The following is a 24,172-nucleotide window of genomic DNA, read 5'->3' on the forward strand; positions in this document are numbered from 1 at the left end:
ATTAATATTACTCAATTAGTATCATAATTCTAAAACCCTATTTCCCTTTAGTAAAACACCATCCGAACAGAATACTAATACTATTTCATTGGTTGTATTAATTAGTACTACCCCTTCATCATCAAATAAGAAGTTAGCCCAGTGTTTTATAAATATGCTCCAGGTTGTTTCTACAGCTGACCCCTTAGACCAAAATACTATAATTGTATCTTCATGATTATAAGGTAAAGCTTTACTTAGGTAATCCCTAAAGTTATTATATATGCTACTATTCCAGTCCTCTTGCCAATTGTAATCCTGCTTTCTTAACATTAATATTTTATCTTTACTATCAAGAAGCATAAAATGATGATTACATTTACTAATGTATTCTTCCCATAGGATCTCACTATATCTTGTTAGTAGAGGTTTTATTTCCTTTATATCTTCACTTGGAACTCTAATTTCTTCGTCGTAAAAATACCAATTTTGACGATACTCATCCATATTCATATACTTATCATTAAGGTTGATTTCCATATAATACTCCTTAAAATCTTGTTATTCAATAAGCCTACATAGTATCCCATCTTCTCGAAACTCATAAACATTCTTCACCCTATGATTTCTCAAAAGTCTTTTTACAAACTCAAGTTTTTCACTATCTTCAAACTTTAACTAACTATATTTGTTTTCCTATATATCCGATTACTTCATTATTAGGATTTTTTATCATATAACAAAATTCAAACAAATTTGTGTTACCACTTGGTTTCTTTACCTTTCTTATTGTTGATGTATCTGAAATTACTATACTACCAGCTGTAAATTGAATATAAATATCTTCCCTACTATGTTCAACCGAGATTATTTGTGATTTAATTGTTAAATCTGCTTTGTGAAAATAATAATATACCTCTGATAAATCTTTAGGAATGTCCAGTAGCAGTCTAAACATAGAGCTACAAGGTTCTACTCCTTTTGAACATTCATTACATAATATCGCCCCATAAAATGCTATAAATTTATCTACTTCATCAATCTCCTTATTACACTTATAGCAAAAACTCATAATTTAGAATCTCTCCTTTCTAGTTTAATTGAAAAATGATATATTTAATTAATCAATAAAGTATGCAGGTTGAAAATATACATTTCTTATCTTACTATCCATCAATACTTTATACAGTTTATTAGATATAATTAAATGCTTAAACTTCGGAGGAGCACTAAACCAATCTTTTGTATAACAAATATCTAAACCTTCCCACGTACTTCTTTTAAAACTCAATGTTGTTTTACAAATGTATTCATCATATAATCCACATTGTGGGCATAAATCCTTTTTTTCTATAATTGATGGTTCCACTACTTCACCAATTCCCTCTTTTAATATTAAATGATAAAAGCCATCAATTATTTTATTTTCTGTATTTATCTGATATAAAGGTTCAAATTCTACTCCTAAAATATTCTCTTCTATAAACAATTGTTTTACTTTTTCAGAAACTATTGTCTCTTCATCTCCATTATAAGTGGACATTATATCATATTTCTTTATCTTTTTTAAATCTACATAAAGTCTGCCTCTTTCTACTAGAGGAACCTTCTTACCGCATTTATCACAGATATATTCTTTAGGTTTCGATGTATATGAGTCCTGTGCATCATCATCAGTCCAAAATGATAAAATCTCAGATTCATCTTTCTCTTTTTTTGTGAATCTATACCATCTTCTAAATATATAATAATAAATATCATTCTTTTCTAAAAAACTTATTAAATTCGCATATTCGCTTATATTAGTATCTATTCTATAAGAAACTAATCTTCCTAATTCCGAATCTTCTGTATCATAAGCATAATATTCTCTCCATGTATCAAGTAAACCTTTAAATTCTAGTGGTATATTAATCCAGACAGTCTCCCTCATATTCCTTTCTCCCTTTCAAAATCATGCTTATTAGTAGGTATAATTGACCTTTTCTCCATAAAAACCTCCTACTCTTTTTCTATTTTAGGTAGAAGACCTCTCACTCCTCCCTTTAAAGAAAAAAATACAAATAAAAAACCGACAAATGATATCCCTAAACAAACTAAAACATTTCTCTTAAAATACACTGCTAATTGGGTAATACCAAATAATATTTCAAAATTACTTGGTTTAAGCGTAGAGCCATGCTGAAGCATTTCAATTTCAATTACCATAACTTGTGATATTATTACTGATATAAGGGTACCTATAGCTATAATCCATATAGTTCCTTTTCCTAACTTTCCCTTAAACATATAGTAGGCTTTCAACAATCCAAAACTCAATAATATAGAGAAAAGTCCTGCAAAATTTTCAATTATATATACTTGTGTTAAACTCCATATCATAGAAATTATGACCCCAGCTATTAAAGTTCCAATAAAGCCTCTAAAGTAATTTTTATTCGATTCCTCATATTCTTTTATATCCTCTTCTAGATCATTAATATGATGATAATAACATTCACCATGTACGTGATACATTATATTTTCAATATATATAGTTTCATAAGCATTATCTTCACCACAAAATATACAGCTTCCACTTCCTTTTACATTAATAGAATTGAGATAGTTAGTTAACTCTGATATTAAATTATTCATGGTTTCAATTTTTGTACTTCTAAAAATTTCTTTAAACTTTATAAGTAATACACTATCTTCAAATAAAAACTCATTAACTTTAAGTATACTTTTGTTATCTTTTAAATAATCAATTACCTTTTTCTTATTTTCTTCGCTAATGGAAGGTAATGGGCAAATAAACAACTTAGCTCCTTGTTCAGCTATAGCTGTAAATATATATCCATTTTCTTGTCCATACGCAATGTTTTTTCTAATTTTCCAATCCTTTTGAGAAGCAAATTTTTTGAATCTAAAAATTGTCATTTAAGTCTCCTCCAGAAATATCATATAAATAATAATCATAGCTTAATCATATCATCTTTAATATATTCTGTAATACTAAATCTTCAGAAGGCTATTTATTTTATAATAGAAAATGCCGTATATTCATTGAATACTACGGCATTTTCAAACTTATTCTTTTATCCCAAGAACTATCAATATTTAAGTTATAAAGTTTTTACTAATAGAATTCCATGATATTTTTCTCCATAGATGTTAGGTAGTACACCAGATGGTATGTATCCCATTGATAGAAACCAGTTATATTCCTCTCTATCAATAGCTTGGATATCTCTTAACTCTTCCCAAGGCATCCTTAAGTTTTTTCCATGACAGGCTAATCCACTTGATTCTATTGTAAAACGCATGAGAATCTATTTCGTATATTCCCATAAACTCATCTCCTATTTAAATTCGTAATATTATATATCTATAAATTTATTGTACCATATGTATACAGTATAGTTTTGCTCGATTTTTGGAGGAGTATCTATTTCTCAATAATCCAAAACACATGATATTATTACTTTGTTGTAGAATAAAAAGAGATACCATACATTCATTTCTGAATAATAAAGTATCTCATTTTTGTTTATCTTATTTATTCAATTGGATAATATAGAAATCTGTAAAATAGCATAAATTTAAGTTGTAATCTTACCTAACGTAAGAAATATTCATAATAAGCACCTTGAAATAGTAAAACTATTTCACCAAAAGTACCCAAACAAAAAAATATAAAATAGTAGGTCGCCTTTGTTATATCCTTATTAAACAACTCCTTGAATGTTTGAATAATTATTCCCTCGAATTTAAACCAACTAAGAATCCAGCCAATAATGAGAAAAGTAACAATTGCCATATTAAATCCTCCTCATATTTACACTTTTTTCGCAAATATTAATCAATTATATCATATTTATTTAATTTCTAACCATTCTTCAAAACTTATAGCTAATTCCTGCATCTCATTAATAAATCGACTCACATGATAGCCATCACAAACAGCATGATGCGCTTGTATTGCTATAGGAATAAATATTTTTTCATCTTGTTTGAAATACTTTCCTATTGTAAAAATAGGTGTTAAATATGTTCCATCATTATACACATTTAAGTTAAATCCTGTGAAGCTTACCCAAGGAATGCTTGATATTGGGAATACATTATTATAATCATTCAACTTTGGATTAAACTCCTTAATATCACCGTATTTCTTTATATCATAAAGATAGCTCTTATAAAACAATGAAAATTTTTCATTATACTCTGTCCAAATATTTGAGAATGTCTCATTTTCCTTATGAAAAATAGTATAGCATGGATTTAGCTCATCCCAACATCCTAAATCATTATTCTCATTAAAACAGGTGCGAAAGTACATCTAACATTATTTAGATAGTGCTCAAAGTATGTCTTTCTACTCCAATTCTCAATATCTATTAAATTAAATTTCATAATTTATACCTCCTAAAATTTTTTATTCTATTTTAGAAGGCTATTTTCCGTGTTCTAGGCATTTAGACCTCCTTGTGTAAGCGAACTAATATGAAGTAATTATAGCATAACTTACGATATATTATCATTCAATGATTAAACAACTTACTTCTTAGCTATAATTCCAAATCCCTAATCAAAATCACCCATACAAAAGAAGGATTCCTCCTGCTTAAGCTCCTACTCACTATCACCCTACCTCAGCCTATAATTATTACCGCTCTCCTTCTGAATCTCCATAATATACCCCTTACACATCTCATATATTCTGGAACCTATTGCTTCATCAATGTTAAGAAGCTTGTCTAATACACATTCTGTACTAATTATCATAGGGAGATTATTTAGATATCTATAATTAAGAATCTCAAAGATTATGCTTATATCAGATTCACTAATCTTTCCTTTGAAAAGATCATCTATAAGGAGCACTTCTGCTAGCTGATATTTAGAAATTATCTTCTGATAGTATTCATCATCCATTATATTTTGCTTAATTTTCATAATGCTATCCCTATATGGCATATACACAACCTTTATACCTTTCTTTAAAAAGTTTAAGGCTAAAGCAATTGATAGATGTGTTTTTCCTCCACCAACTTGTCCACAAAAGAGGATACTGTTTTTCCTAAAGGTTCTTATAGAATTAAAGTCTTTATAATATGCTAGCGCTATATCTCTAGCCTTTCTTGAGCTTTCATTCCAAACAGAGAAATTTGAAAATGTTAGCTTATTTTGTTCTATCTTTATTCCTGATCTCTTCCAATCATTTTTTATCTTATCTAGTTCTCTGCATTTGCAGCTAATTGCTATAGGTGCACTATTGCTTTGAGGCACTAATATCCAACCAGTATCACGACACTTTTCACATTTATAAGATTTCTTCACATATTTCATTTCTTTCTCTTTCAGTGAGTGTTCTTCCCCATTGCTTTTTAAGGTTGTACTTCTCTCCTGCACCTGTTTCATTATTCTCGTTAATGCTTCCATTTAAATCCTCCTCCCCTTTAACTGGATACCCCTCTTTCTCCCAATTTCTAAGTATCCCATTTATATATTTCATAGTAGGTTTATTTCTCTCTAATGCAGTGTGCATAGCCATCTTTACATGTTCAACTCCATACTTAGCTATAGATACCTTAACTCCTGTTAGTGATATTTCTTCTGTATCCCCTGTTATACCACTAAAGTAACTTAATAGACCTTGAGAGAGACTTTCTATATCTTCATTATGATTATTGTAACTTTCTTTTTCTCTATCTCTCTCTTTAAACTCTAACTCTTTATCTCTATTCTCTATCTCTCTCTCTGGTGAATGTTTGTCCAAAAATGTCCCATTGGTTTCTGAGACATCTTTAGGACTTTTTTGTGACATTTGTCCAATATTTTCCCTTTTACCTTGACCTATTAAAGTCTTTTCCTCTTCTATTCTTTCTCTATAAAGTCTCTTTCTATCAGCTTCGCTACTAGATTTTCCTATAAAACTTTGTATATTCATCATGTACATAGTACCATCATCTAGGCGCTCTATAAGCTTCATAGAGTTTAATATGTTAAGTCCGCTTTTAACAGTATCAATATTTAAGTTAGTTATTGTAGCTATCATATTTTCATCATAGGGTATAAAATCATTGAATTTTAATGCCCCATCATATTTTAATGATTTTAAATACAGCTTGATTAATAGATTAGAATAATATATGCCATTTGGTAAACTTTCTAATATTTTTATTTCTTCAGCATCAAAAAAGTTATCCTTTAGTTTCAGATAGTAATATTTCTTATTATCAGCCATAATAGCCTCCCTTTAAACTTTTAAAAATAGAACCACTTAAAATTTCGTAATCCTCTCCAGCTAGGAATAATGTTCATATTTGAACACCTTTTTATATAAGCTTGTAGAATTTTAATATTCATACCAAACTTCGCCTACCTTTGAATAAATTTTTAACTTACAATATCTCCCCAATATGCTCTTCTAAAAAACCGTCTAATTTCCCTAATATTATTCTTATATCTCTACCTATTTTTATTTTAGGAAATCCTTCGATGTGAGTTAGTCTTCTAGCTTTATCTTTTGATACCCCTAAAATCTCCGATAGTTCCTGGATATTGCAAGTTTTCTTTTTTAATCTTTCTCTATACTCTTGTACAGTAATTGGTTGTTGTTCTAAACTCTTAATATTCAACCTCCATCCCCCTTCCTAATTAACCACTATGTTATTGTTAAATATTTATCATAAACCTTTCACTAAATGTTTCTTATGATTCATCACTAACTGTTATTTGCTCAATTCCGACATCTAGAGCTTTAGCAATTTTCCCTATATTATTGGCTCTAGCATTTGTCTTTTCCCCTAATATTCTTGATATTGTTGCCTTAGATAATTGTGATTTTTCTGCTAATTGAGTTATAGATAACCCTTGGGTTATTCTAATAATATTGATTTTATTAATATCAAATTTCATTTCATACCCCCTTGTACCATCATGGTACTTTAATTATATTGTACCATTTTGGAACTTGTCAATACTTTCCATATTTTTTTGTTCCATTTCGGTACTTTGTATGATATTATATCTTTGAGGTGAATATAAAATGCAATCAAAATTCTCTGAAATACTTAAATCGGAACGAATTAATAATAATCTAACCCAACAGCAGCTTGCTGATCTAGTTAATAATAGATTGAATTCTGAATTAGAAAATGACACATTAATAAATCAAAATATTAAAAACATTTCTGAGTATAAAGTTTCAAGAGTTTCTATTAGTAGATATGAAAATGGGAAGAGGGAACCTGAATTAGATATCTTATACGCCCTTGCCAGTGTGCTTGGAATTCAATTTGATTATCTATTAGGTAAAAGTAAATTTAAGTCATATAGCAGCAATCTAATGCTGCAAGATATGAAGTACCTACTGGAATTAACTGAAACCGTAACTCCAGATGTTTCTAAATTGGTTTCTAACATCATAGATACATGTTTTTTAACTATTAACGAATATGTAAAAACTCAAAACACTGAGGTCTTGCAAGTTATTCATGATTTGTATAGATCTATTTTAGAGATACATTTAGAGCCTCAATTGACTAAAGATAATTTTGAAAAATTTAATACTCTAACAAGTAATTTAGCTGATGAAATAAGTAAAATAGATAATACCAATTCATAAATATTAATGGCTTATTAAGGAAATAATATTAATGTATTCTGAGTTAAAACGTAAAGAAAGGTGGTTAAAATGAGCAAACGTTCTAATGGAGAAGGTTCTTCAAGATGGGTAGTAAGAAATGGTATTAAATATTGGTGTATAACAATATCAGATGGATATGATCCATTAACAGGTGATGCTAAAAGAAAATCCTTTTATGGTAAAACTCAAGCCGAAGCTAAATCTAAATATAAGGCATATTTAGAAACTGTAGCAGCAAATAGTGATAACTCTACTTTGGGAAGTTTCTTCTACGACTGGTTATGGAATATAAAGAAAGTAGAGTTTAAAGATAGTACTTTTGATAGATTGGAAGGAATATATAGAAATTACATCAAGAATAATAAAAAGCTCTATAATGCAAAATTAATCGATATAGACCCTTTATATCTTCAGAAGGTCACTAATAAGCTTTTGGAGACTCATACACTTAGTCAGGTTAGAAACTTAAATAGAGCCATAGGAAATTGCTTTAAATATGCAGTTTCTATAAGTAAAGTTAAAATTAATCCTGTAACCAGTATTATATACCCCAAAAACCATAGTGTAGTTGATGAAAAGAAAGACTATATCTCAGAAGAACAACAAAAAAAGCTAGTAAATATTATAAAAGGTGATGCTTTAGAAGGAGTCATATTACTAGGTTTAACATGTGGAATGAGATTAGGCGAAATATTAGCCTTAACTGTTAACGATATAGACTTTGATAATAGAATTATTAAAATAAATAAGTCTGTAAAACATTGCTGGAACGGTGCTTACACCAAAGATAATAAAAGAATATATGAAAATAAAGTCACAATCCCTAAAACTAAAAAAAGTATAAGAGAAGTTCCTTTCCCAGCTTCACTAATTCCAATTCTAAAAAATTATATAACTAAAAATAAAGAGAAAAAGTTGAAATACGGAGAAATGTATTTTGATAACAATTTGATTTTCTGTAAAGAGAATGGAGATTACTTAGATGATAAACAACCTAATAGAAGATTAAAGTCAGCTCTAAAAAAAGCTGGAATAGATTCTGACCTACATTTCCATAGTCTAAGACATATATTTATAACTAATTGTATAAGCAAAGATATAAATATTAAAACTGTAATGGATTGGGCTGGTCATACTGACATCTCTATTACCATGAATATATATGCCGAAGTAAATAAAGATAAAAACTTAAAAGAATACGAAAAAATCAATGAAATGTTTCTGTGATATATTTTTTATTTTCAGTTGTAACAAATATTGTAACAAAGGTACCAAAAAAGCCCCATTACAAGGTACTTAAACCAAGTAATAGAGCCATTTCTAAAAATGTTTGGTGCCGATGGCCGGGGTCGAACCGGCACGGTGTTGCCACCGGTGGATTTTGAGTCCACTGCGTCTGCCATTCCGCCACATCGGCAAGTTACTTTAACATATTATCACAGATTTTTTACCAATGCAAGAACATAATTTTCCAATTATGAAGTAGCTGGAGGTGTCTGTGAATTGTTTTGATTATTATCTACCCCATTATTATTTTCATTTCCTCCATCTTGAGGTTCGTTTTTTGGTTCTTCAACTGGTGGTTTAACCTCAGGTTCCTTATTATCATCATTTTTGGGATCAGTACTTGGTGGAGTTTCTTCATTTGTAGGATTGTCTGAATTTCCTGTTTCAGTACCATCGGTTTGATTTTCCTCTGTGGAACTAGATCCGCCATTAGTATTACTACTATTCCCACTACCATTACTGCCACCATTATTAGAGGTGTTATTCTTATTTACATTAGTGCTAGAGCTTTTATTAGAGTTATTATTGCTAGTAGTTGATGTATTATTTTGATTTGAATTTGTATTATCTTTTGGTTCCTCTTTCTTTTCTTCGACTGTATCCTCTATCTTAGCTTCCTTAACCTCTTTTACTTCTTCTAACTTATCTTCATCTTCTGAACTACTTTTTTCATCATCTTCCATTTTAGATGTAGTTCCTAACACACTATCTTTATCTACCTTTGTTGATTTATCAAAATATTTGTAGCCTCCAAAAATTGTTGCTACTATAACCAAAGCATATATAATTATTAAAAGTTTTTTCTTGTGCATATTTCCTCCAAATTCATCAAATTTTTACGTACAATTTATTAAATTATACCAATTATTGAATTAAATATGAAGGAAATTAAATTGTTTTTCTATTCTTTAATATATTTTTTCATCAACTTATTTAAGCTTTCTATGGCGTTTCTAGGATTTGATGATATTGTGGTTTCTTTTGCAAGCATAAATCCACTTACACCACTTTTAATAAACCAATATATATCATTAACCTCAGCTGGTGATATGCCTATTCCTGTTGATATGGAATTAAACACATGTGTAGCTATTATTAATTCTTTATTCTTACAACAATTTATTATTATCCTTTGTGCAATAGGGATATTTTCTATGCCTATCTCTGGTACCAAATCTCCTCTCCCTATTATGATTCCATCTGATTCTTCACTAATCTCTTTTATATTCTTTACACCTTTAATAGTCTCAATTTTAGCGAAAATTTTAGGAGTTTTTTTGGATAACTCGATAGCCATTTTATTTATATAATTTTTATATTTTATAAGGCTTTCTTTATCTTCAATATATGAAAAGGCAATTGTATCAAATTCATTTTCTATACAGTACTCTATATCCTTTTTATCTTTATTATTTAATGCACCTTTTTCTCTTATATAACCTTTTATATTACAGCTTTTTTCTCCTCTTACTAATCCACCTTTAACTACTTGTCCAATTACATATTCTTCTTGAATTTTTAGAACTTTTATTATTATACTTCCATCTTTTAAACTAATTTCTTTTGATTTTATTTTTTTAAACATATTTAAGTTAAGATTTAGAGGTATTAATTTATCCTTATCTTTAAAATTATCTTCGTAAACCTCATGTGAGCAAAATCTAACTTGATCTCCTTCTTTTAATTTCATAGGAGCTTCTAAACCTCTCCATACCCTTATTTTGCTACCTTGTATGTCTCCTATAAGCTTTAAATCTATGTTACCTTCCTTTATTTCTTTAATATTCTGATTAAACAGTTCCTCGTCAAAGTGCGAGAAATTATATCTAACTGCAGTAGCACCATAACTTTTAATATCTTTAATGCTAGTCCCATCCAAGGTTTTTGGTCCTAAAGTTATAATTATATCCATATAATCTCCTTAAAAAGTGCTTCATTTAATCCTATACTTATATAAATAAAATTATTACAAATTTAATGCACAATTTCTTAACATAATTGGTACTTGTACATATTATATTCATTAAGAGGGTGATTTTATGCTTAAAACTATTAGAGATCTTAGAAGAGTTTGGAACTCTTTATGTTTATCAACTAAATTTTTGACGGTGATTTGCTTCGCTAGTTTATCTTATATGATAATAACAACTTTCTCTGTTAAAAATATAAACAATTCTTCGGATGAAGCTATTCGCTCGATAATGTTATCAATTTTTGGATATATCTTTGGTCAAAGCAACAACTCAGTTATAGAAAGTATTGGTAGCAGGAGATTTAGAATTTATGTTGCTGGTTTTGTAGCCTTAATTACAACATTAATATTAATTATTAGTGAGTTCACTTTCACCAGCTTAAATTCTGCTCCTATAGGTGAATTTAAAAATCTATTGTTTGCTTCAGTCGGATTTCTAACCTCAATGTCTAAAGCCTTAAGTGATGTCGAAGACAAAAACTATTTATCAAAATCTAAAAAAAACGATATTTGCTAATCTTAATCCTAAGTCCGTAGGCTCACTACGGACTTTTATACATCAACTGTCCTTTAATGACAGCAGTGTCTTAATAACATAATCTGCTATTTTTTGAGGTTCTAATTCTTTAAGGTGTATATCTAAAAATACAACACTTCCCTTAATATTTTTTATAAGATAATAATTAAGACCTTCAATATATTTTATATCTTCACTATTAAAAAGTTCTTTTTCTTCATGTAAACTTTCATATAATTCTAGAGATTTAACACTTCTATCTCCATAAAAAATCAATCTATTCTCTACATCTTCACTTATATCTAATTTAATATAGAAGTCTACTCTTGTTTGATTAGCTAACAGTACCTTTTTAACTAACAAATCTCCTTTATTGTAGTATTCAAGCTTATCCATAGATATAATTGTATGTCCTTCATCCCTTAAAGCTTTTTCAATTTTTTCTCTTAAAAAGTCTGATTTAATATCCAAGCCATACTTCATATATGGATTCCTCCATAATTCACTTTATTAATATATTATGTATTTAATGTAAAAAGGTTCTAAGAAGTTACATATATTAATAAATTATAATAAAGTACACTAAAAGGAGTTCATATGAGAAAGATTTTTTATGTTACATTTTTATTTATATGTTTATTCTTTTTGTCAGGCTGTAGTTTTAATAGTTCTCAATACATAAACTTAAAATCTAAGCCCTCAAATGATTATTATACTCAAGAATTAAATAATGCTTTAAATAGCTCTGAAGATTTTTCTTTAGTTGTCTTTGATTCAAATTATTACAAACAAATGCCGGTAGATGACGAAGATAAGAAATCTTTTAAGTCTTTTCTTAAATCCATAAAAGACGATAATTTTACTGAAGAAGCAATTGATAGCAGTAAAAAATGCCTATTTAGAGTTTACGTTACAATAGATAATACTAAGTATCAAATCAAAGTATTCCAAGATCAGTATGTATCTATAGCTCCTTGGGATGGAGTATTTAAGGAAGATGTATTAAAAGAGGAATCTATTCCTCTTGGAAATAAACTTACTACTTTCTGTAACTATATATTAGATAAAAATAATAGCAATACTTCAAAGAAAAACTAAAAGGTAGCCCTAAAGCTACCTTTTTAACTTTCCTGTTTTTTCAAATCCTCTAACAGTTCAAAAACTCTTTTGTTTTTTAGGGGATGTAAAAAATACGGACTTATTTCATTTATAGGTTCTAGTACAAACTCTCTTAAATGCATTCTAGGATGAGGTAATATAATATACTCGTCATTAGATATAATATCATCCATAAATATAATATCTAAGTCTATACTTCTAGGTCCCCATCTAAGAATTCTCTCTCTTTTTAATCCCTTTTCTATATCCAAAAGTAGCTCCATAAGTTCCCTTGGAGATAATATAGTTTCTATTTCTATTGCTCCATTTAAGAACTCTTCCTGGTCTGTATACCCCCAAGGCTCTGTTACTATATAACTTGAAGTTTTAGTTATCTTGCAAAAATCATTTTTTTCTATTTGTTTAATTGCATTATCTAAATTGTCTTTTTTATCACCTAGATTTGAACCTAATGCAATTATTGCTTTTCTTCTTACCCTATTTATTTCTACACTTACAGTATCTAAGCTCCTATGTATAGGTGCCCAAGGTTTTTTTATTGAAACCTTAGCTTCTTTTACTATAGGATATTCTAATAGTATAAATTCACAAGTCTTATTGCAAGCTGTCTCTATTAAATCATAGCTTACTTTTTTAAATTCCTCTTCTACTTTATGAGAAAGTTCTCCATAATGTACAGATGTATCTAAATCTCCAGTTTTTCCTGGGATTTTTAAATCTAATCCTAATTCAATAGATATTAAAAATTTCTGTCCTAGTTTTTTTTCCTCTTTAAAAACTCCATGGTATGCAAATACCTCTAAATCTTTTATATAAATCTTATCCATGTACTCACCTTTTTCTTCTAATAATAACATCAGTCATTTGTGCTGCTCTTTTATTTTCTTTTACATCATGGACTCTTACAAAATCATAACCCTTCATAATCCCAACTACAGTAGTTGCTATAGTACCTTCAACTCGTTCTTCTGTAGGTAAATCTAAGGTTAAGCCTATCATTGATTTTCTTGAAGTAGCTAAAAGCATAGGATATCCTAAATCTAAAAACCTCTCTAAATTGTGCATAACTTCTATATTATGCTCATAGGTTTTTCCAAAACCTATACCTGGATCTAAAATTATATTTTCTTTTTTAACTCCAGCCTCTAAAGCAATATTTATACTTTCTTGAAGTTCATGGTGCATGTCTTTTATTAAATGTTCATATTCTTTTTCACTTTTATTGTGCATAAGACAACATGGCACATTGTATTTAGCAGCAACCTTAGCCATATTTAAGTCTTTTTTAAATCCCCAAACATCATTAATTAAATCTGCTCCTGCTTTAACAGCTTCTTCTGCAACTTTTGACTTATATGTATCTATAGATATAGCTATATCATATTTTTCTTTTATTGCTTTTATAACAGGTACTACTCTAGCTATCTCATCATCTTCTTCAACGTATAAAAATCCAGGTCTAGTAGACTCTCCTCCTATGTCGATTATGTCTACTCCCTCTTCTACAAGCTTATCTACCTGCTCTAAGGCTTTAGCTAAGGTATTAAACTTTCCTCCATCAGAAAAAGAATCTGGAGTAACATTCAATATCCCCATTATGAAAGTTCTTTCACCTAAGTTAAATTCTTTAGTACCTATTTTCATTAATTTCACTCCTAGTACTTAATCTTTAAATTCTTCTTTTCTTCTTTCCAGTTACATAGAGATTTAGAAGGACAGTTATAACATTCTCTAGAAACTTTATCACCTTCATACATAAGCTTACCTATAATAGATGCTTTTTCATTTTTTCTATGACCTATAATTCCATCTTCTATTAACCTATGCTCCTCTAAGCTAAAGTGAATATCTTTAATTATCGCTTTAGCTATCTCATAAGAAGCTATTTCATGAGGGGTTCCATTTTCATATTGCTCCCCTCTTCCTATGTCATGCAAAAGTGCAATAGTATATATTATTTCTTTAGAAAATCCTAAATTTCGCTCTAAATTAATTATGTAACATATCCTTGCCACATTAATAAAATGTTCTAAGTCATGCTTACAAAAAATCCTGTCTTTTTCTAAAGCTTTAATCTTAGTTAAATTCTCTTTATATATAGGATTATTTAAAATCTCATTAACTCTATCCATTAATAAGTTCTCTAACTTCTCGTCTAAGCTCTGCATCTTCTTCAAAAACACCTCTATAACTATAGGTTATTGTCTTTGTACCTGGCTTTTTAACACCTCTCATAGTCATACACATGTGTTCACCCTCAACCAAAACCATAACTCCCTTTGGTTTTAAATACTCCATAAGTGCATCACAAACTTCTGCTGTCAGCCTTTCTTGTAGTTGTGGTTTTTTAGAATAGATTTCTACACATCTTGCAAGTTTAGATAATCCAGCAACCTTACCATTTGGTATATAAGCTATATGAGCTTTTCCAAAGAAGGGAACTAGATGATGCTCACACATAGAATAGTAAGTTATATCCTTCTCTATTACTAAATCATCTCTTTCTACTGTAAAAGTCTTTTCTAAATGCTCTTTAGCTGTTTTACCTATTCCATCAAATATTTCTTCATACATCTTAGCTATTCTTAATGGTGTTTCTTTAAGTCCCTCTCTATCAGGATCTTCTCCTATAGCCTCTAACATCATCCTAACAGCTTCTTCTATTTTGTTTTTATCAATCATTTATGCCCCTCCATTTTCTTTCAAAAATGTTTTATATCTTTCTATTATATTGTTTGTTATTTTTCCCTTATAAAGTTTATTATCTTTAATTCTGTTTATCCACATTACTCCTACTAAAGAGTTAGTTATAAAAACTTCTTCTGCAAGTAATAAATCCTGAGCTCTAAACTCTCCCTCTTGAACATCATAATTATTTATTAACCATTGTCTCATAATCCCATCTAATAATCCACAAGAAAGAGATGGTGTGAAGATTTTTTCTTCTTTTATAAAAAATATATTACTCAAAGTTCCTTCTGTGATTTTTCCTTTACTATTTATAAGAAGCATTTCATTAAATCCCTTTTTTAAGCCCTCATCTCTTATATGTATGTTTTCATAATAACAGGTAGATTTAATTGAGGTTAAAAAAGCATTAGAGTCCTTTTCTATCTCTGATATGCCTAAGGAAAAACCTTTATCATAATCCTCTTTTTTATAGGGTATATCCCTTAAAGAAATTATATTATTTTTAGGAGTAATTGTTATCTTTAGAGCCTTATTTTTTATATTATCTTTTTCAATTATGTCTACTACTTCATTATAATTAATCTCTTTATCTATAGATAATTTTTTTAGAGAAGTATTTAATCTTTTTAGATGTTCTTTTAGCATAACTGGCTTTTCAAGTATCAATATTGTTTCAAATACACCTTTTCCAAAAAATATTCCTTCATCTATATCTATCTTAGATTCACCTTTATAAACCTTTATCCAATCCATTTATAATACCCTCATTAGAGCCTTTCCTTTATCTAAAGTCTCCTCATATTCTGACTCCTCTAAAGAGTCGTAGGTTATCCCTCCACCTACTCCAAAATAAGCTTTATCCTTTTGTTTTATTATAGTTCTTATTACAATATTAAAATCGCTATTTCCTCTAAAGTCAATATATCCTATACTGCCTGTATATAAGCCTCTCTCTAGCTTTTCTAGTTCATAAATTATTTCCATTGCTCTAAGCTTAGGTGCTCCTGTAATAGAACCTCCTGGAAATGTTGCCTTTAGTAATGAAAAAATATCTTCCTTCTCTCTTAGTTCTCCAACTATTTTGGATACTAAATGAAAAACAGTGGAATATTCCTCTATTTTAAATAATTCCTCAACCTTAACTGAATGAGGTTTACACACCTTACTTAAATCATTTCTTTCTAAATCTACAATCATTAAAAGTTCAGCTTTATCTTTCTCTGAATTTTCAAGTTCTCTCCTGTTTTTTTCATCTTCTTCTAAGGTTTTCCCTCTTTTTCTAGTTCCCTTTATGGGTTTTGTTTCAACCTTACCTCTATTTAGCTTTAGAAATCTTTCTGGGGAAGATGATATTACTTCAAATCCATCAAGGTTCATATATGCTGAAAAAGGAGCTGGATTAATGTCTCTTAATTTTCTATATGTATAAAAAGAATCTTCACTGTTTTCACAGCAAAAGTTTTGAGTCATATTTGCTATATAAATATGTCCATCAACTATATAATCTTTCATCCTACTGATAGCTTTTAAATAGTCTTCTTTATAAAAATTAGAGGTGAATTTATTTGTATGAAAATTAAATTTCTCATCTTTAGTTTTAGTTATATTATGTATTTTATCTTCTATTTCCTTTATACTAATTTTTCTATCTTTTAAAATCCCTCTAGAAGTTACAAATGTTTTATTATTACTCAAATCTTTGACTATTATATTATCATAAAAAACAAAATAAATTTCAGGAATTTCTATATTTTTTTTACTTACTCCCTCTATCCCTTCAATTCTTTTTCCATAATCATAAGAAATATATCCTATTGTCCCTGAAACTAAAGGAATTTTGTTATCTATTTCTATCTTATAAGCTTCAGTTAATTCTCTTAATTTTTCTAAAGGATCGGATTCAAATTTTTCTATTTCTTCATCTTTAATTATTTCTCCAAATTCTCCAAACCATTTAAATATTAAAAAGGGATTTACTCCAATAAATGAAAACTTTGATAATTCTTTATCTTCTTTAGAGGAATCTAACATTATATTATTTCTACTATTAAAATGTGCATATATTTCTGCGATATTTAAAGAAGTTTCTATTTCCTTAATTAATACCTCCATTAAGCTTTATCCTTTCTCTACAAATATTTATAAAGTTTTTTAAAAGTAAATGTCCACACTCTGTTAATTCTGCCTCTGGATGAAATTGAACCCCATATATAGGATAATCTCTATGTTCTATTCCCATTATAACTCCGTCATCAGTGATTGCAGTAACATAAAGCTCCTTTGGAATAGTTTCTTTATCTATGATTAATGAGTGATATCTAGTTACATTTATAGGATTTTTTATTCCTTTAAATATCCCCTTTTCTTTATGAGTTACTTTAGATATTTTCCCATGTACAGGTTCAGTGCCTTTAACAATTTTTCCACCAAAAACTTCTCCTACACATTGATGACCTAAACATACTCCCAGTATAGGTATATCTTTTTTGAACTCATTTATTATCTTCAAAGATTCTTTGGCTTCCTTAGGAGATTTAGGACCTGGTGAAATTATTATTCCTAAAGGATTAATGTGCCTTATTTCATCTACAGTTATGTGATTACATCTATATACTTTAACTTCTTCATCTAGTTCCTCTATATACCTAGACAAATTAAATGTAAAAGAATCATAATTATCTATTATTAAAAACATATATACCTCCTTGGTCATTCTTATATTATAGCAAGAAGATTAGTTTTACAGAAGAATTGGTTTTTTCTAAAAATAATATTACAATAGGATTAATATATTTTCTAAACTGAAAGGAGATTGTTATGGTAAAAGTTGATCTACATACTCATTCTAAAGCATCAGATGGAAGGTTGTCTCCAAGGGATTTAGTTAAAAGAGCTAAAGAAAAAGGTAGTACTCTTATGGCACTTACAGACCATGATACTACAGCTGGATTAGAAGAAGCAATTGCCGCATCTAAAGAATTTTCTATAGATTTTATTCCAGGTATTGAGCTTTCTACTATTCACAATAATGAATCTATTCATATGTTAGGTTTTTTTAGAGATGATAGCTATAAGTCTAAGGAACTTCAGGATTTTTTATTTGGTTTAAAAGAACATAGAAGAACTAGAGGAGAAAAAATAGTTAATAATCTAAAAACCTATTTTAATATCGAAATATCCTATGAAGATGTTTTAAAAAGAGGAAAAGGGGTTATCGCTAGACCTCATATTGCAGAGGCAATAATAGACAATGGCTACCCTTATACTAAAGCTGAGATTTTTGATAAATTTATTTCAAAAGACAGTCCTGCTTATGTTGAAAATAAACAAGTTAGTGTAGAAGAAGGTATAGCTTTATTAAAAAAATATAATGCTTTAGTTTTTCTTGCTCATCCTATTTTAATAAGAAAAACTCCAATAAAGGACTTTTTAAGTTTTAATTTTGATGGGTTGGAAGCTATATATTTCCAAAATAAAAAAAATGATACAAAAAGATTATTAAAATTATGCAGAGAAAAAAATCTATTAGTCTCTGCTGGTGGCGATTTTCACGGTGATTTAGCTGGAGATGATCGACATGGAGATTTAGGAATTACAGAAATACCTGAAGAATTATTAGAAAGGTTTCTAAGTGCATATAGGTAAGCAAAAGAGGGCAGTCTAAGACTGTCCTCTTCTTTTAGTTATTTTTCCTCTACAGAATTCTCATTTTTCTTTTCATCATCTAGATACCATTTACTCTCAGTACTTGGATTATTAATGATTCCTGCCATTACTAATACTGACAAAACAGCAGTAACTATTTCATTATAATTCTTAGGGATTATATTTAGACCAAAAGCCTCTAATATCAATGGAATAAGTGAAAAAACAGATATCCATAGTGCATAATTCTTGAACCTTGAACTATCATTCATTTATCATCACTCCTCAACATTAGTTTATTCACATAATCACCAGATGTTGAAACATATTTTTACATTTTTCGTGTTTTCTTTAATTATTTAATGAAAATATTTAAAATTCATATATTGTAATTTCATCTACTCTATGTTACTATATCACTAAAGATTTTTTAGAATCTTTAACTATTTAATTACTTCAAAGTAATAAATTTGATAAATTATTAATTACTTTTATATTTTAAGGGGGCACACTTTATGAAAAAGAAAATATTATCAGCTTTAATGGCTACAGCTGTAATGGGATCAGTATTAGCTGGTTGTTCCAAGAGTTCAGCTAGCAGCGACACAATCAACATAGGAGCTATAGGACCATTAACAGGACCTGCTTCAACTTATGGTCAATCAGTAAAAAATGGTGCTGAATTGTACTTAGAACAAGTAAATGCTGATGGAGGAATCGACGGAAAGAAATTAAGTCTTCTATTTGAAGATGATGAAGCTAATGCAGATAAAGCTATACAAGCTTTCAATAAACTTGTAGACAATGACAAGGTCCCTGTAATATTAGGGGCAGTAACTTCTGGGGCAACTAACGCAGTAGCACCTCAAGCTACATCAAGATCAATTCCAATGTTAACACCAACAGCTACAGAACCTAATATAACAAAAAATGGTGGTGAGTTTGTATTTAGAGGATGTTTTGTTGACTCATTCCAAGGAGTTGCTTTAGCAGACTATGCTACTTCTAAATTAAGCAAAAAAACTGCTGCTGTATTATATAACAAGGATTCAGATTACTCAAAAGGAATAGCTGATGCATTCAAAAAAGAATTTGAAAGCAAAGGTGGTAAAGTTACAGAATTCCTTACTTATAATGAAGGCGATAAAGACTTTAACGCTCAATTAACAAAAATCAAAGGAACAAATTCAGATCTTTTAGTTTTACCTGACTACTATACTCAAGTTGGTACTATAGCTAAACAAGCTAGAGACATGGCAATAAACTCTCAACTTCTAGGTGGCGATGGTTGGGAATCAGAAGAATTAACTAAGTTAGGTGGAACAGCTGTTAACGGAGCTTTATACTTAAACCACTACTATTCAGGTGATACTGATGCTACAGTAGCTGATTTCGTTAAAGCTTACAAAGAAAAATATAATGCTGAACCTGATGCTTTTGCAGCTTTAGCTTATGATTCAACTAAGGTTATAGTTGAAGCTATAAAATCTGCTGGAACTGATCCAGTTGCTATAAAAGATGCTTTAGCAAAAACTAAACTTGATGGAGTAACTGGTAATATAACTTTTGGTTCTGATAGATCTGCTGTTAAAGGAGCTTCAATAATAAAAGTAAATGGAGATAAAAAAGAACTAGTTGATAAGGTTAATCCTTAATATTTAATACTTAAAATGGAGGAGTAGAATAATGGAGCTTTTACAACAGATAATTAACGGCTTAGCTTTAGGTAGCGTGTATGCTCTACTTGCTATTGGTTACACAATGGTATATGGAATTATAAAACTTATAAACTTTGCACATGGGGATATTTATATGATTGGGGCTTTTGCTGGATTTTATGCGTCAGCAAACTTAGGTTTATCCTTAGTGCCAACATTAGTTGTCTCTATGGTAGCAGCAGCACTTTTAGGTGTTATAATTGAAAAAATTGCGTACAAACCACTTAGAAATTCGCCAAGAATAGCACTTTTAATAACAGCAATCGGTATGTCATTGCTCCTAGAACACGGAATGAGATTTTTAGTAGGTCCAAATCCTAAACCATTTCCAGATTTATTCCCTGTAGGAACTGTAGATATAGGTCCCCTACACATAAACGGAAAAATTTTGTTAATGCTAGGTGTATCCGCAATTCTTGTTCTACTTCTTCAATACATTATCTATAAAACAAAAGTTGGTAAAGCAATGAGAGCAGCCTCCCAAGATATGGAGGCTGCGTCATTGATGGGTATTAATGTTAATACAGTAATATCCTTAACTTTTGCTATTGGTTCAGCTTTAGCTGGAATTGCTGGTGTATTGGTTGCAATTACATATCCAACAATAGATCCTTATATGGGAATGATGCCTGGTCTTAAAGCTTTCGTAGCTGCCGTACTTGGTGGAATAGGAAGCATACCTGGAGCACTTCTTGGTGGAATACTTATGGGATCTATAGAAACTTTAACTAAAGCATACATCTCAACATCATTATCAGATGTCGTAGCATTTTCGCTGCTAATAATCATCCTTCTTGTTAAACCAACTGGTTTACTTGGAGAGAAAACTAACGAGAAAGTGTAGGTGAAATATATGAAAAATAATAAATCAATGTTTAAATCTTTAATAACATTTGCTGTTATTGTAGCTGTTTACCTAGTACTTTCAACACTTATCAATGGAAAAGTTATAAATTCTTATTATAGTGGTATCTTAGTTTTAGCTTTTATAAATATTATATTAGCAGTTTCTCTAAACTTAGTAGTTGGTTTCACAGGTCAATTAGCACTTGGACATGCAGGTTTTATGGCTATAGGAGCTTATTTATCAGCTTATTTATCTAAAACCTATCATTTACCTTTTATTTTGGTTTTAGTTTTAGGTGGTTTACTGGCTTCTGCTCTAGCATTAATAGTAGGTGTTCCTACACTTAAGCTTAAAGGAGACTATTTTGCCATAACTACCCTAGCTTTTGGAGAAATAATAAAAGGTATAATTACAAATACTGATTTAATAGGTGGTGCTAGAGGATTAAGTGGTATTCCTAGAAATACTAACTTCACTTGGGCATTCATCATAATGGTTTTATCCGTACTTGTTATTTATAATATAATTCACTCTTCTCCTGGAAGAGCAATGATTTCTGTTAGAGAAAATGAAATAGCTGCTGAAGCTATGGGAATTAATACTTTTAAATATAAGCTATTAGCATTTATTATAGCTGCATTTATAGCTGGTGTTGCTGGTGGTCTTTATGCTCACTACTACACTTTCATTCAACCACAATCATTTACCTTTATGAAATCAATTGAAATTTTAACTTTTGTAGTTTTTGGTGGAATGGGTTCATTATCTGGTTCTGTTATAGCAACATTTATCTTAACAGCATTACCAGAAGCTTTAAGATCTCTACAGGATTTTAAAAATATCATCTATCCAGTAGCACTTATTGCACTTATGATATTTAGACCTGAAGGTTTACTTGGAACAAAGGAAATATCATTTAATATTTTCAAAAAACTATCACCTCAAAAAGGGAAGGAGGAATAAACCATGTTAAAAGTTGATAATTTATCTATACAATTCGGAGGATTAAAAGCTGTTTCGGATTTTGATTTAAATATAGGTGAAAAACAAGTCGTTGGTTTAATAGGACCAAATGGAGCTGGTAAAACAACTGTATTTAATATGCTTACTGGAGTTTATTCACCTACTGAAGGTTCCATCTCTTATTTTGGTGAAGAAATCCAAGGTTCTAAACCTTATAACATTACAAAAAAGAAAATTTCAAGAACTTTTCAAAATATAAGACTTTTTTCTAATCTCACTGTTTTAGATAACATCAAAATAAGTTTTAACTATAGAGTTAAATATACAATTTTTGATGCAATGATTAGAACACCTAGATTTACAAAAGAAGAACGTGAAATTGAAGAAAAATCCCTTGAAATTCTTTCTCACTTTGGTTTAGAGAGTAAAGCTTATGAGCTTTCAAAAAATCTTTCCTATGGTGAGCAAAGACGTCTTGAGATTGCTAGGGCACTAGCCGCTGAGCCAAAACTAATATTATTAGATGAGCCAGCAGCTGGTATGAACCCTCAAGAAACTCAAGAGTTAATGAATATGATTAATTGGATTAAAAATAAATTTGAGTTATCTGTATTACTAATTGAACATGATATGAAATTAGTTATGGGTATCTGTGAAAAAATAGTTGTTTTAGATTACGGAAGAAAAATTGCAGAAGGTACACCAGAGGAAATTAAAACTAATCCTAAAGTTATTGAAGCGTACCTTGGAGAGGGGGCTTAAAATGCTTAAAATAGATAGTCTTAATGTATATTACGGTGGAATTCATGCTTTAAAAGATCTTTCTTTAAAGGTTAATAAAGGGGAAATAGTTACTCTAATAGGAGCTAATGGAGCTGGTAAAACATCAACCCTAAGAGCCATCTCAGGCTTAGTTCCTTTTAAATCAGGAGATATAAGTTTTAAAGATACTTCTTTAAAAACTATACCATCTCACAAGATTCTTTCTTTAGGTTTATCACATGTACCTGAAGGAAGAAAGATTTTTCCTGACCTTACTGTTTTAGAAAATCTAGAACTAGGTGCTTATCTTAGAAAAGATAAAAAGGGAATTAATTCTGATATGGAAACTGTTTTTACCAGATTCCCAAGATTAAAAGAAAGAATGAAACAAAAAGCTGGTACACTCTCAGGTGGAGAACAACAAATGTTAGCCATGGGAAGAGCTTTAATGTCTAAACCTGAAATGGTACTTCTAGATGAACCTTCTATGGGTCTAGCACCTATAGTTGTTAAGGGGATTTTTGATACCATTGTGGAAATAAACAAAGCTGGTACTACTGTTTTGTTAGTTGAGCAGAATGCTCACATGGCACTTTCAATAGCTGATAGAGCTTACGTTCTTGAAACTGGCTCAATAGTTCTTGAAGGAAATGCTAAAGAGCTACTAAATGATGATAAGATAAGAAGTGCATATTTAGGAGAATAAATTTAAAAGGGAGTGTCGCAAAATGATTAATTTTTAATCAGGAGCGGTGCTCCTTCTCGGTTAAAACAAATAAATCTCCAGAGAATTGAGATGCCAAACCAATTTTCTGGAGATTTCTGAATTTTTAACGTACTTAAATAAACCTACTTATTTAGTTCTATACTTAGGCAGTAGGTTTTAATTCATGAAGATGATTTTGGGTTCTTTCATTTTGTATTTGTGAATGCAATTTGTTAATGTTGTAGCCAAAACAAAGTAAAATAAATTCAGTTTTTACACTATTTTTCCCTCGTGTTAAAAACCTCTTAAATTCATAGTTGCTTTTTAGAA

General features: G+C 29.6%; 32 protein-coding genes, 1 tRNA gene and 1 pseudogene. 10 read left to right on the top strand and 24 right to left on the bottom strand.

Annotated features, from left to right (window positions below; all coding sequences use genetic code 11):
- Positions 1–21 precede the first annotated feature (21 nt).
- The 11 genes and pseudogenes from L1S49_RS20590 to L1S49_RS20640 form a co-directional block, all read right to left on the bottom strand.
- Positions 22–519: a DUF2947 family protein gene (locus L1S49_RS20590; protein WP_238907218.1), complete on the bottom strand. Its 498-nt coding sequence runs from the start codon at positions 517–519 to the stop codon at positions 22–24.
- A 142-nt stretch (positions 520–661) separates the two neighbouring features.
- Positions 662–1,051, bottom strand: coding sequence for a hypothetical protein (locus L1S49_RS20595; RefSeq protein WP_238907219.1), 390 nt, complete (start codon positions 1,049–1,051; stop codon positions 662–664).
- 48 nt (positions 1,052–1,099) lie between these two features.
- Positions 1,100–1,912, bottom strand: coding sequence for a hypothetical protein (locus L1S49_RS20600; protein WP_238907220.1), 813 nt, complete (start codon positions 1,910–1,912; stop codon positions 1,100–1,102).
- Between the two features lie 68 nt (positions 1,913–1,980).
- Complete coding sequence (locus tag L1S49_RS20605; protein WP_238907221.1) at positions 1,981–2,901, bottom strand: chloride channel protein; 921 nt, start codon at positions 2,899–2,901, stop codon at positions 1,981–1,983.
- A 185-nt stretch (positions 2,902–3,086) separates the two neighbouring features.
- Positions 3,087–3,287, bottom strand: coding sequence for a hypothetical protein (locus L1S49_RS20610; RefSeq protein ID WP_238907222.1), 201 nt, complete (start codon positions 3,285–3,287; stop codon positions 3,087–3,089).
- A 293-nt stretch (positions 3,288–3,580) separates the two neighbouring features.
- Positions 3,581–3,781 (bottom strand): hypothetical protein, encoded by a 201-nt coding sequence (locus tag L1S49_RS20615; protein WP_238907223.1) that lies wholly within the window; start codon positions 3,779–3,781, stop codon positions 3,581–3,583.
- A 57-nt stretch (positions 3,782–3,838) separates the two neighbouring features.
- Positions 3,839–4,377 (bottom strand): annotated as a pseudogene (locus L1S49_RS20620) (CatA-like O-acetyltransferase).
- A gap of 234 nt (positions 4,378–4,611) precedes the next feature.
- Positions 4,612–5,313, bottom strand: a complete 702-nt coding sequence (locus tag L1S49_RS20625) for an ATP-binding protein (protein ID WP_238907224.1) — start codon at positions 5,311–5,313, stop codon at positions 4,612–4,614.
- Complete coding sequence (locus L1S49_RS20630; RefSeq protein ID WP_238907225.1) at positions 5,288–6,211, bottom strand: phage replisome organizer N-terminal domain-containing protein; 924 nt, start codon at positions 6,209–6,211, stop codon at positions 5,288–5,290. Before L1S49_RS20630 ends, L1S49_RS20625 begins: the two co-directional genes overlap by 26 nt.
- A gap of 157 nt (positions 6,212–6,368) precedes the next feature.
- On the bottom strand, positions 6,369–6,605 hold the full coding sequence (locus L1S49_RS20635) for a helix-turn-helix domain-containing protein (protein ID WP_238907226.1): 237 nt from the start codon (positions 6,603–6,605) through the stop codon (positions 6,369–6,371).
- A gap of 73 nt (positions 6,606–6,678) precedes the next feature.
- Entirely contained in the window at positions 6,679–6,885 is a 207-nt protein-coding gene (locus L1S49_RS20640; RefSeq protein ID WP_181602852.1) for a helix-turn-helix transcriptional regulator, read from the bottom strand.
- A gap of 130 nt (positions 6,886–7,015) precedes the next feature.
- Between L1S49_RS20640 and L1S49_RS20645 the strand changes: the two genes are divergently transcribed.
- Both L1S49_RS20645 and L1S49_RS20650 read left to right on the top strand, forming a co-directional pair.
- Positions 7,016–7,594: a helix-turn-helix transcriptional regulator gene (locus L1S49_RS20645; RefSeq protein WP_238907227.1), complete on the top strand. Its 579-nt coding sequence runs from the start codon at positions 7,016–7,018 to the stop codon at positions 7,592–7,594.
- A gap of 69 nt (positions 7,595–7,663) precedes the next feature.
- On the top strand, positions 7,664–8,842 hold the full coding sequence (locus tag L1S49_RS20650; protein ID WP_238907228.1) for a site-specific integrase: 1,179 nt from the start codon (positions 7,664–7,666) through the stop codon (positions 8,840–8,842).
- A 104-nt stretch (positions 8,843–8,946) separates the two neighbouring features.
- Here L1S49_RS20650 and L1S49_RS20655 read toward each other — a convergent pair.
- The 3 genes from L1S49_RS20655 to L1S49_RS20665 all read right to left on the bottom strand — a co-directional run bounded on the left by L1S49_RS20655 (position 8,947) and on the right by L1S49_RS20665 (position 10,814).
- A tRNA-Leu gene (locus tag L1S49_RS20655) sits at positions 8,947–9,032 on the bottom strand.
- Positions 9,033–9,090: 58 nt separating this feature from the next.
- A complete protein-coding gene (locus L1S49_RS20660; protein WP_238907229.1) occupies positions 9,091–9,714 on the bottom strand; it encodes a hypothetical protein in 624 nt (207 codons plus the stop codon).
- An 89-nt stretch (positions 9,715–9,803) separates the two neighbouring features.
- Positions 9,804–10,814 carry a pyruvate kinase gene (locus tag L1S49_RS20665; protein WP_238907230.1) on the bottom strand — a complete coding sequence of 337 codons (1,011 nt, stop codon included), beginning with the start codon at positions 10,812–10,814 and terminating at the stop codon, positions 9,804–9,806.
- Between the two features lie 127 nt (positions 10,815–10,941).
- Here L1S49_RS20665 and L1S49_RS20670 point away from each other — a divergent pair, with 127 nt between their 5' ends.
- Positions 10,942–11,391 carry a hypothetical protein gene (locus L1S49_RS20670; protein WP_238907231.1) on the top strand — a complete coding sequence of 150 codons (450 nt, stop codon included), beginning with the start codon at positions 10,942–10,944 and terminating at the stop codon, positions 11,389–11,391.
- A 42-nt stretch (positions 11,392–11,433) separates the two neighbouring features.
- Here L1S49_RS20670 and L1S49_RS20675 read toward each other — a convergent pair whose 3' ends face one another.
- Entirely contained in the window at positions 11,434–11,874 is a 441-nt protein-coding gene (locus L1S49_RS20675) for a hypothetical protein (RefSeq protein ID WP_238907232.1), read from the bottom strand.
- A gap of 114 nt (positions 11,875–11,988) precedes the next feature.
- Here L1S49_RS20675 and L1S49_RS20680 point away from each other — a divergent pair, with 114 nt between their 5' ends.
- Positions 11,989–12,489: a DUF4883 family protein gene (locus L1S49_RS20680; protein WP_238907233.1), complete on the top strand. Its 501-nt coding sequence runs from the start codon at positions 11,989–11,991 to the stop codon at positions 12,487–12,489.
- Between the two features lie 23 nt (positions 12,490–12,512).
- Here L1S49_RS20680 and folK read toward each other — a convergent pair whose 3' ends face one another.
- Genes folK through L1S49_RS20715 form a run of 7 tightly spaced genes read right to left on the bottom strand, consistent with a single transcriptional unit; the run spans position 12,513 to position 17,896 of the window.
- Positions 12,513–13,337, bottom strand: a complete 825-nt coding sequence (gene folK / locus L1S49_RS20685; protein WP_238907242.1) for a 2-amino-4-hydroxy-6-hydroxymethyldihydropteridine diphosphokinase — start codon at positions 13,335–13,337, stop codon at positions 12,513–12,515.
- Between the two features lie 4 nt (positions 13,338–13,341).
- Positions 13,342–14,154 carry a dihydropteroate synthase gene (gene folP / locus L1S49_RS20690; protein ID WP_238907234.1) on the bottom strand — a complete coding sequence of 271 codons (813 nt, stop codon included), beginning with the start codon at positions 14,152–14,154 and terminating at the stop codon, positions 13,342–13,344.
- Between the two features lie 11 nt (positions 14,155–14,165).
- On the bottom strand, positions 14,166–14,642 hold the full coding sequence (locus tag L1S49_RS20695; RefSeq protein WP_238907235.1) for an HD domain-containing protein: 477 nt from the start codon (positions 14,640–14,642) through the stop codon (positions 14,166–14,168).
- Positions 14,635–15,189: a GTP cyclohydrolase I FolE gene (gene folE / locus L1S49_RS20700; protein WP_207722198.1), complete on the bottom strand. Its 555-nt coding sequence runs from the start codon at positions 15,187–15,189 to the stop codon at positions 14,635–14,637. The genes L1S49_RS20695 and folE overlap by 8 nt, the downstream gene beginning before the upstream one ends.
- A 3-nt stretch (positions 15,190–15,192) precedes the next feature.
- Positions 15,193–15,954 carry an aminotransferase class IV gene (locus L1S49_RS20705; RefSeq protein WP_238907236.1) on the bottom strand — a complete coding sequence of 254 codons (762 nt, stop codon included), beginning with the start codon at positions 15,952–15,954 and terminating at the stop codon, positions 15,193–15,195.
- Positions 15,955–17,313, bottom strand: coding sequence for an aminodeoxychorismate synthase component I (gene pabB / locus L1S49_RS20710; protein WP_238907237.1), 1,359 nt, complete (start codon positions 17,311–17,313; stop codon positions 15,955–15,957). It lies immediately after the preceding gene.
- Positions 17,297–17,896, bottom strand: a complete 600-nt coding sequence (locus L1S49_RS20715) for an aminodeoxychorismate/anthranilate synthase component II (protein WP_238907238.1) — start codon at positions 17,894–17,896, stop codon at positions 17,297–17,299. The genes pabB and L1S49_RS20715 overlap by 17 nt, the downstream gene beginning before the upstream one ends.
- Before the next feature lie 122 nt (positions 17,897–18,018).
- Between L1S49_RS20715 and L1S49_RS20720 the strand changes: the two genes are divergently transcribed.
- Positions 18,019–18,846, top strand: a complete 828-nt coding sequence (locus L1S49_RS20720) for a PHP domain-containing protein (RefSeq protein ID WP_238907239.1) — start codon at positions 18,019–18,021, stop codon at positions 18,844–18,846.
- A gap of 38 nt (positions 18,847–18,884) precedes the next feature.
- Here the strand turns inward: L1S49_RS20720 and L1S49_RS20725 are convergent, their stop codons facing one another.
- On the bottom strand, positions 18,885–19,118 hold the full coding sequence (locus L1S49_RS20725; protein WP_073017729.1) for a phage holin: 234 nt from the start codon (positions 19,116–19,118) through the stop codon (positions 18,885–18,887).
- A gap of 243 nt (positions 19,119–19,361) precedes the next feature.
- Here L1S49_RS20725 and L1S49_RS20730 point away from each other — a divergent pair, with 243 nt between their 5' ends.
- Genes L1S49_RS20730 through L1S49_RS20750 form a run of 5 tightly spaced genes read left to right on the top strand, consistent with a single transcriptional unit; the run spans position 19,362 to position 23,842 of the window.
- The gene (locus tag L1S49_RS20730; protein WP_238907240.1) at positions 19,362–20,501 is read left to right on the top strand and encodes an ABC transporter substrate-binding protein; all 1,140 of its coding nucleotides are present in this window, start codon (positions 19,362–19,364) and stop codon (positions 20,499–20,501) included.
- 31 nt (positions 20,502–20,532) lie between these two features.
- Positions 20,533–21,408, top strand: coding sequence for a branched-chain amino acid ABC transporter permease (locus tag L1S49_RS20735; protein ID WP_073017732.1), 876 nt, complete (start codon positions 20,533–20,535; stop codon positions 21,406–21,408).
- A 9-nt stretch (positions 21,409–21,417) separates the two neighbouring features.
- On the top strand, positions 21,418–22,374 hold the full coding sequence (locus L1S49_RS20740; RefSeq protein ID WP_238907241.1) for a branched-chain amino acid ABC transporter permease: 957 nt from the start codon (positions 21,418–21,420) through the stop codon (positions 22,372–22,374).
- Between the two features lie 3 nt (positions 22,375–22,377).
- Complete coding sequence (locus tag L1S49_RS20745; RefSeq protein ID WP_073017737.1) at positions 22,378–23,136, top strand: ABC transporter ATP-binding protein; 759 nt, start codon at positions 22,378–22,380, stop codon at positions 23,134–23,136.
- A gap of 1 nt (position 23,137) precedes the next feature.
- Positions 23,138–23,842 carry an ABC transporter ATP-binding protein gene (locus tag L1S49_RS20750; RefSeq protein ID WP_021802831.1) on the top strand — a complete coding sequence of 235 codons (705 nt, stop codon included), beginning with the start codon at positions 23,138–23,140 and terminating at the stop codon, positions 23,840–23,842.
- A gap of 163 nt (positions 23,843–24,005) precedes the next feature.
- Here L1S49_RS20750 and L1S49_RS20755 read toward each other — a convergent pair.
- The coding region (locus L1S49_RS20755; RefSeq protein ID WP_238907243.1) for a transposase at positions 24,006–24,172 on the bottom strand (167 nt) is incomplete at its 5' end.

Origin of the sequence: Clostridium sp. YIM B02506 (assembly GCF_022324845.1) — a bacterium.
GTDB classification, from domain to species: Bacteria; Bacillota; Clostridia; order Clostridiales; family Clostridiaceae; genus Clostridium_T; species Clostridium_T intestinale.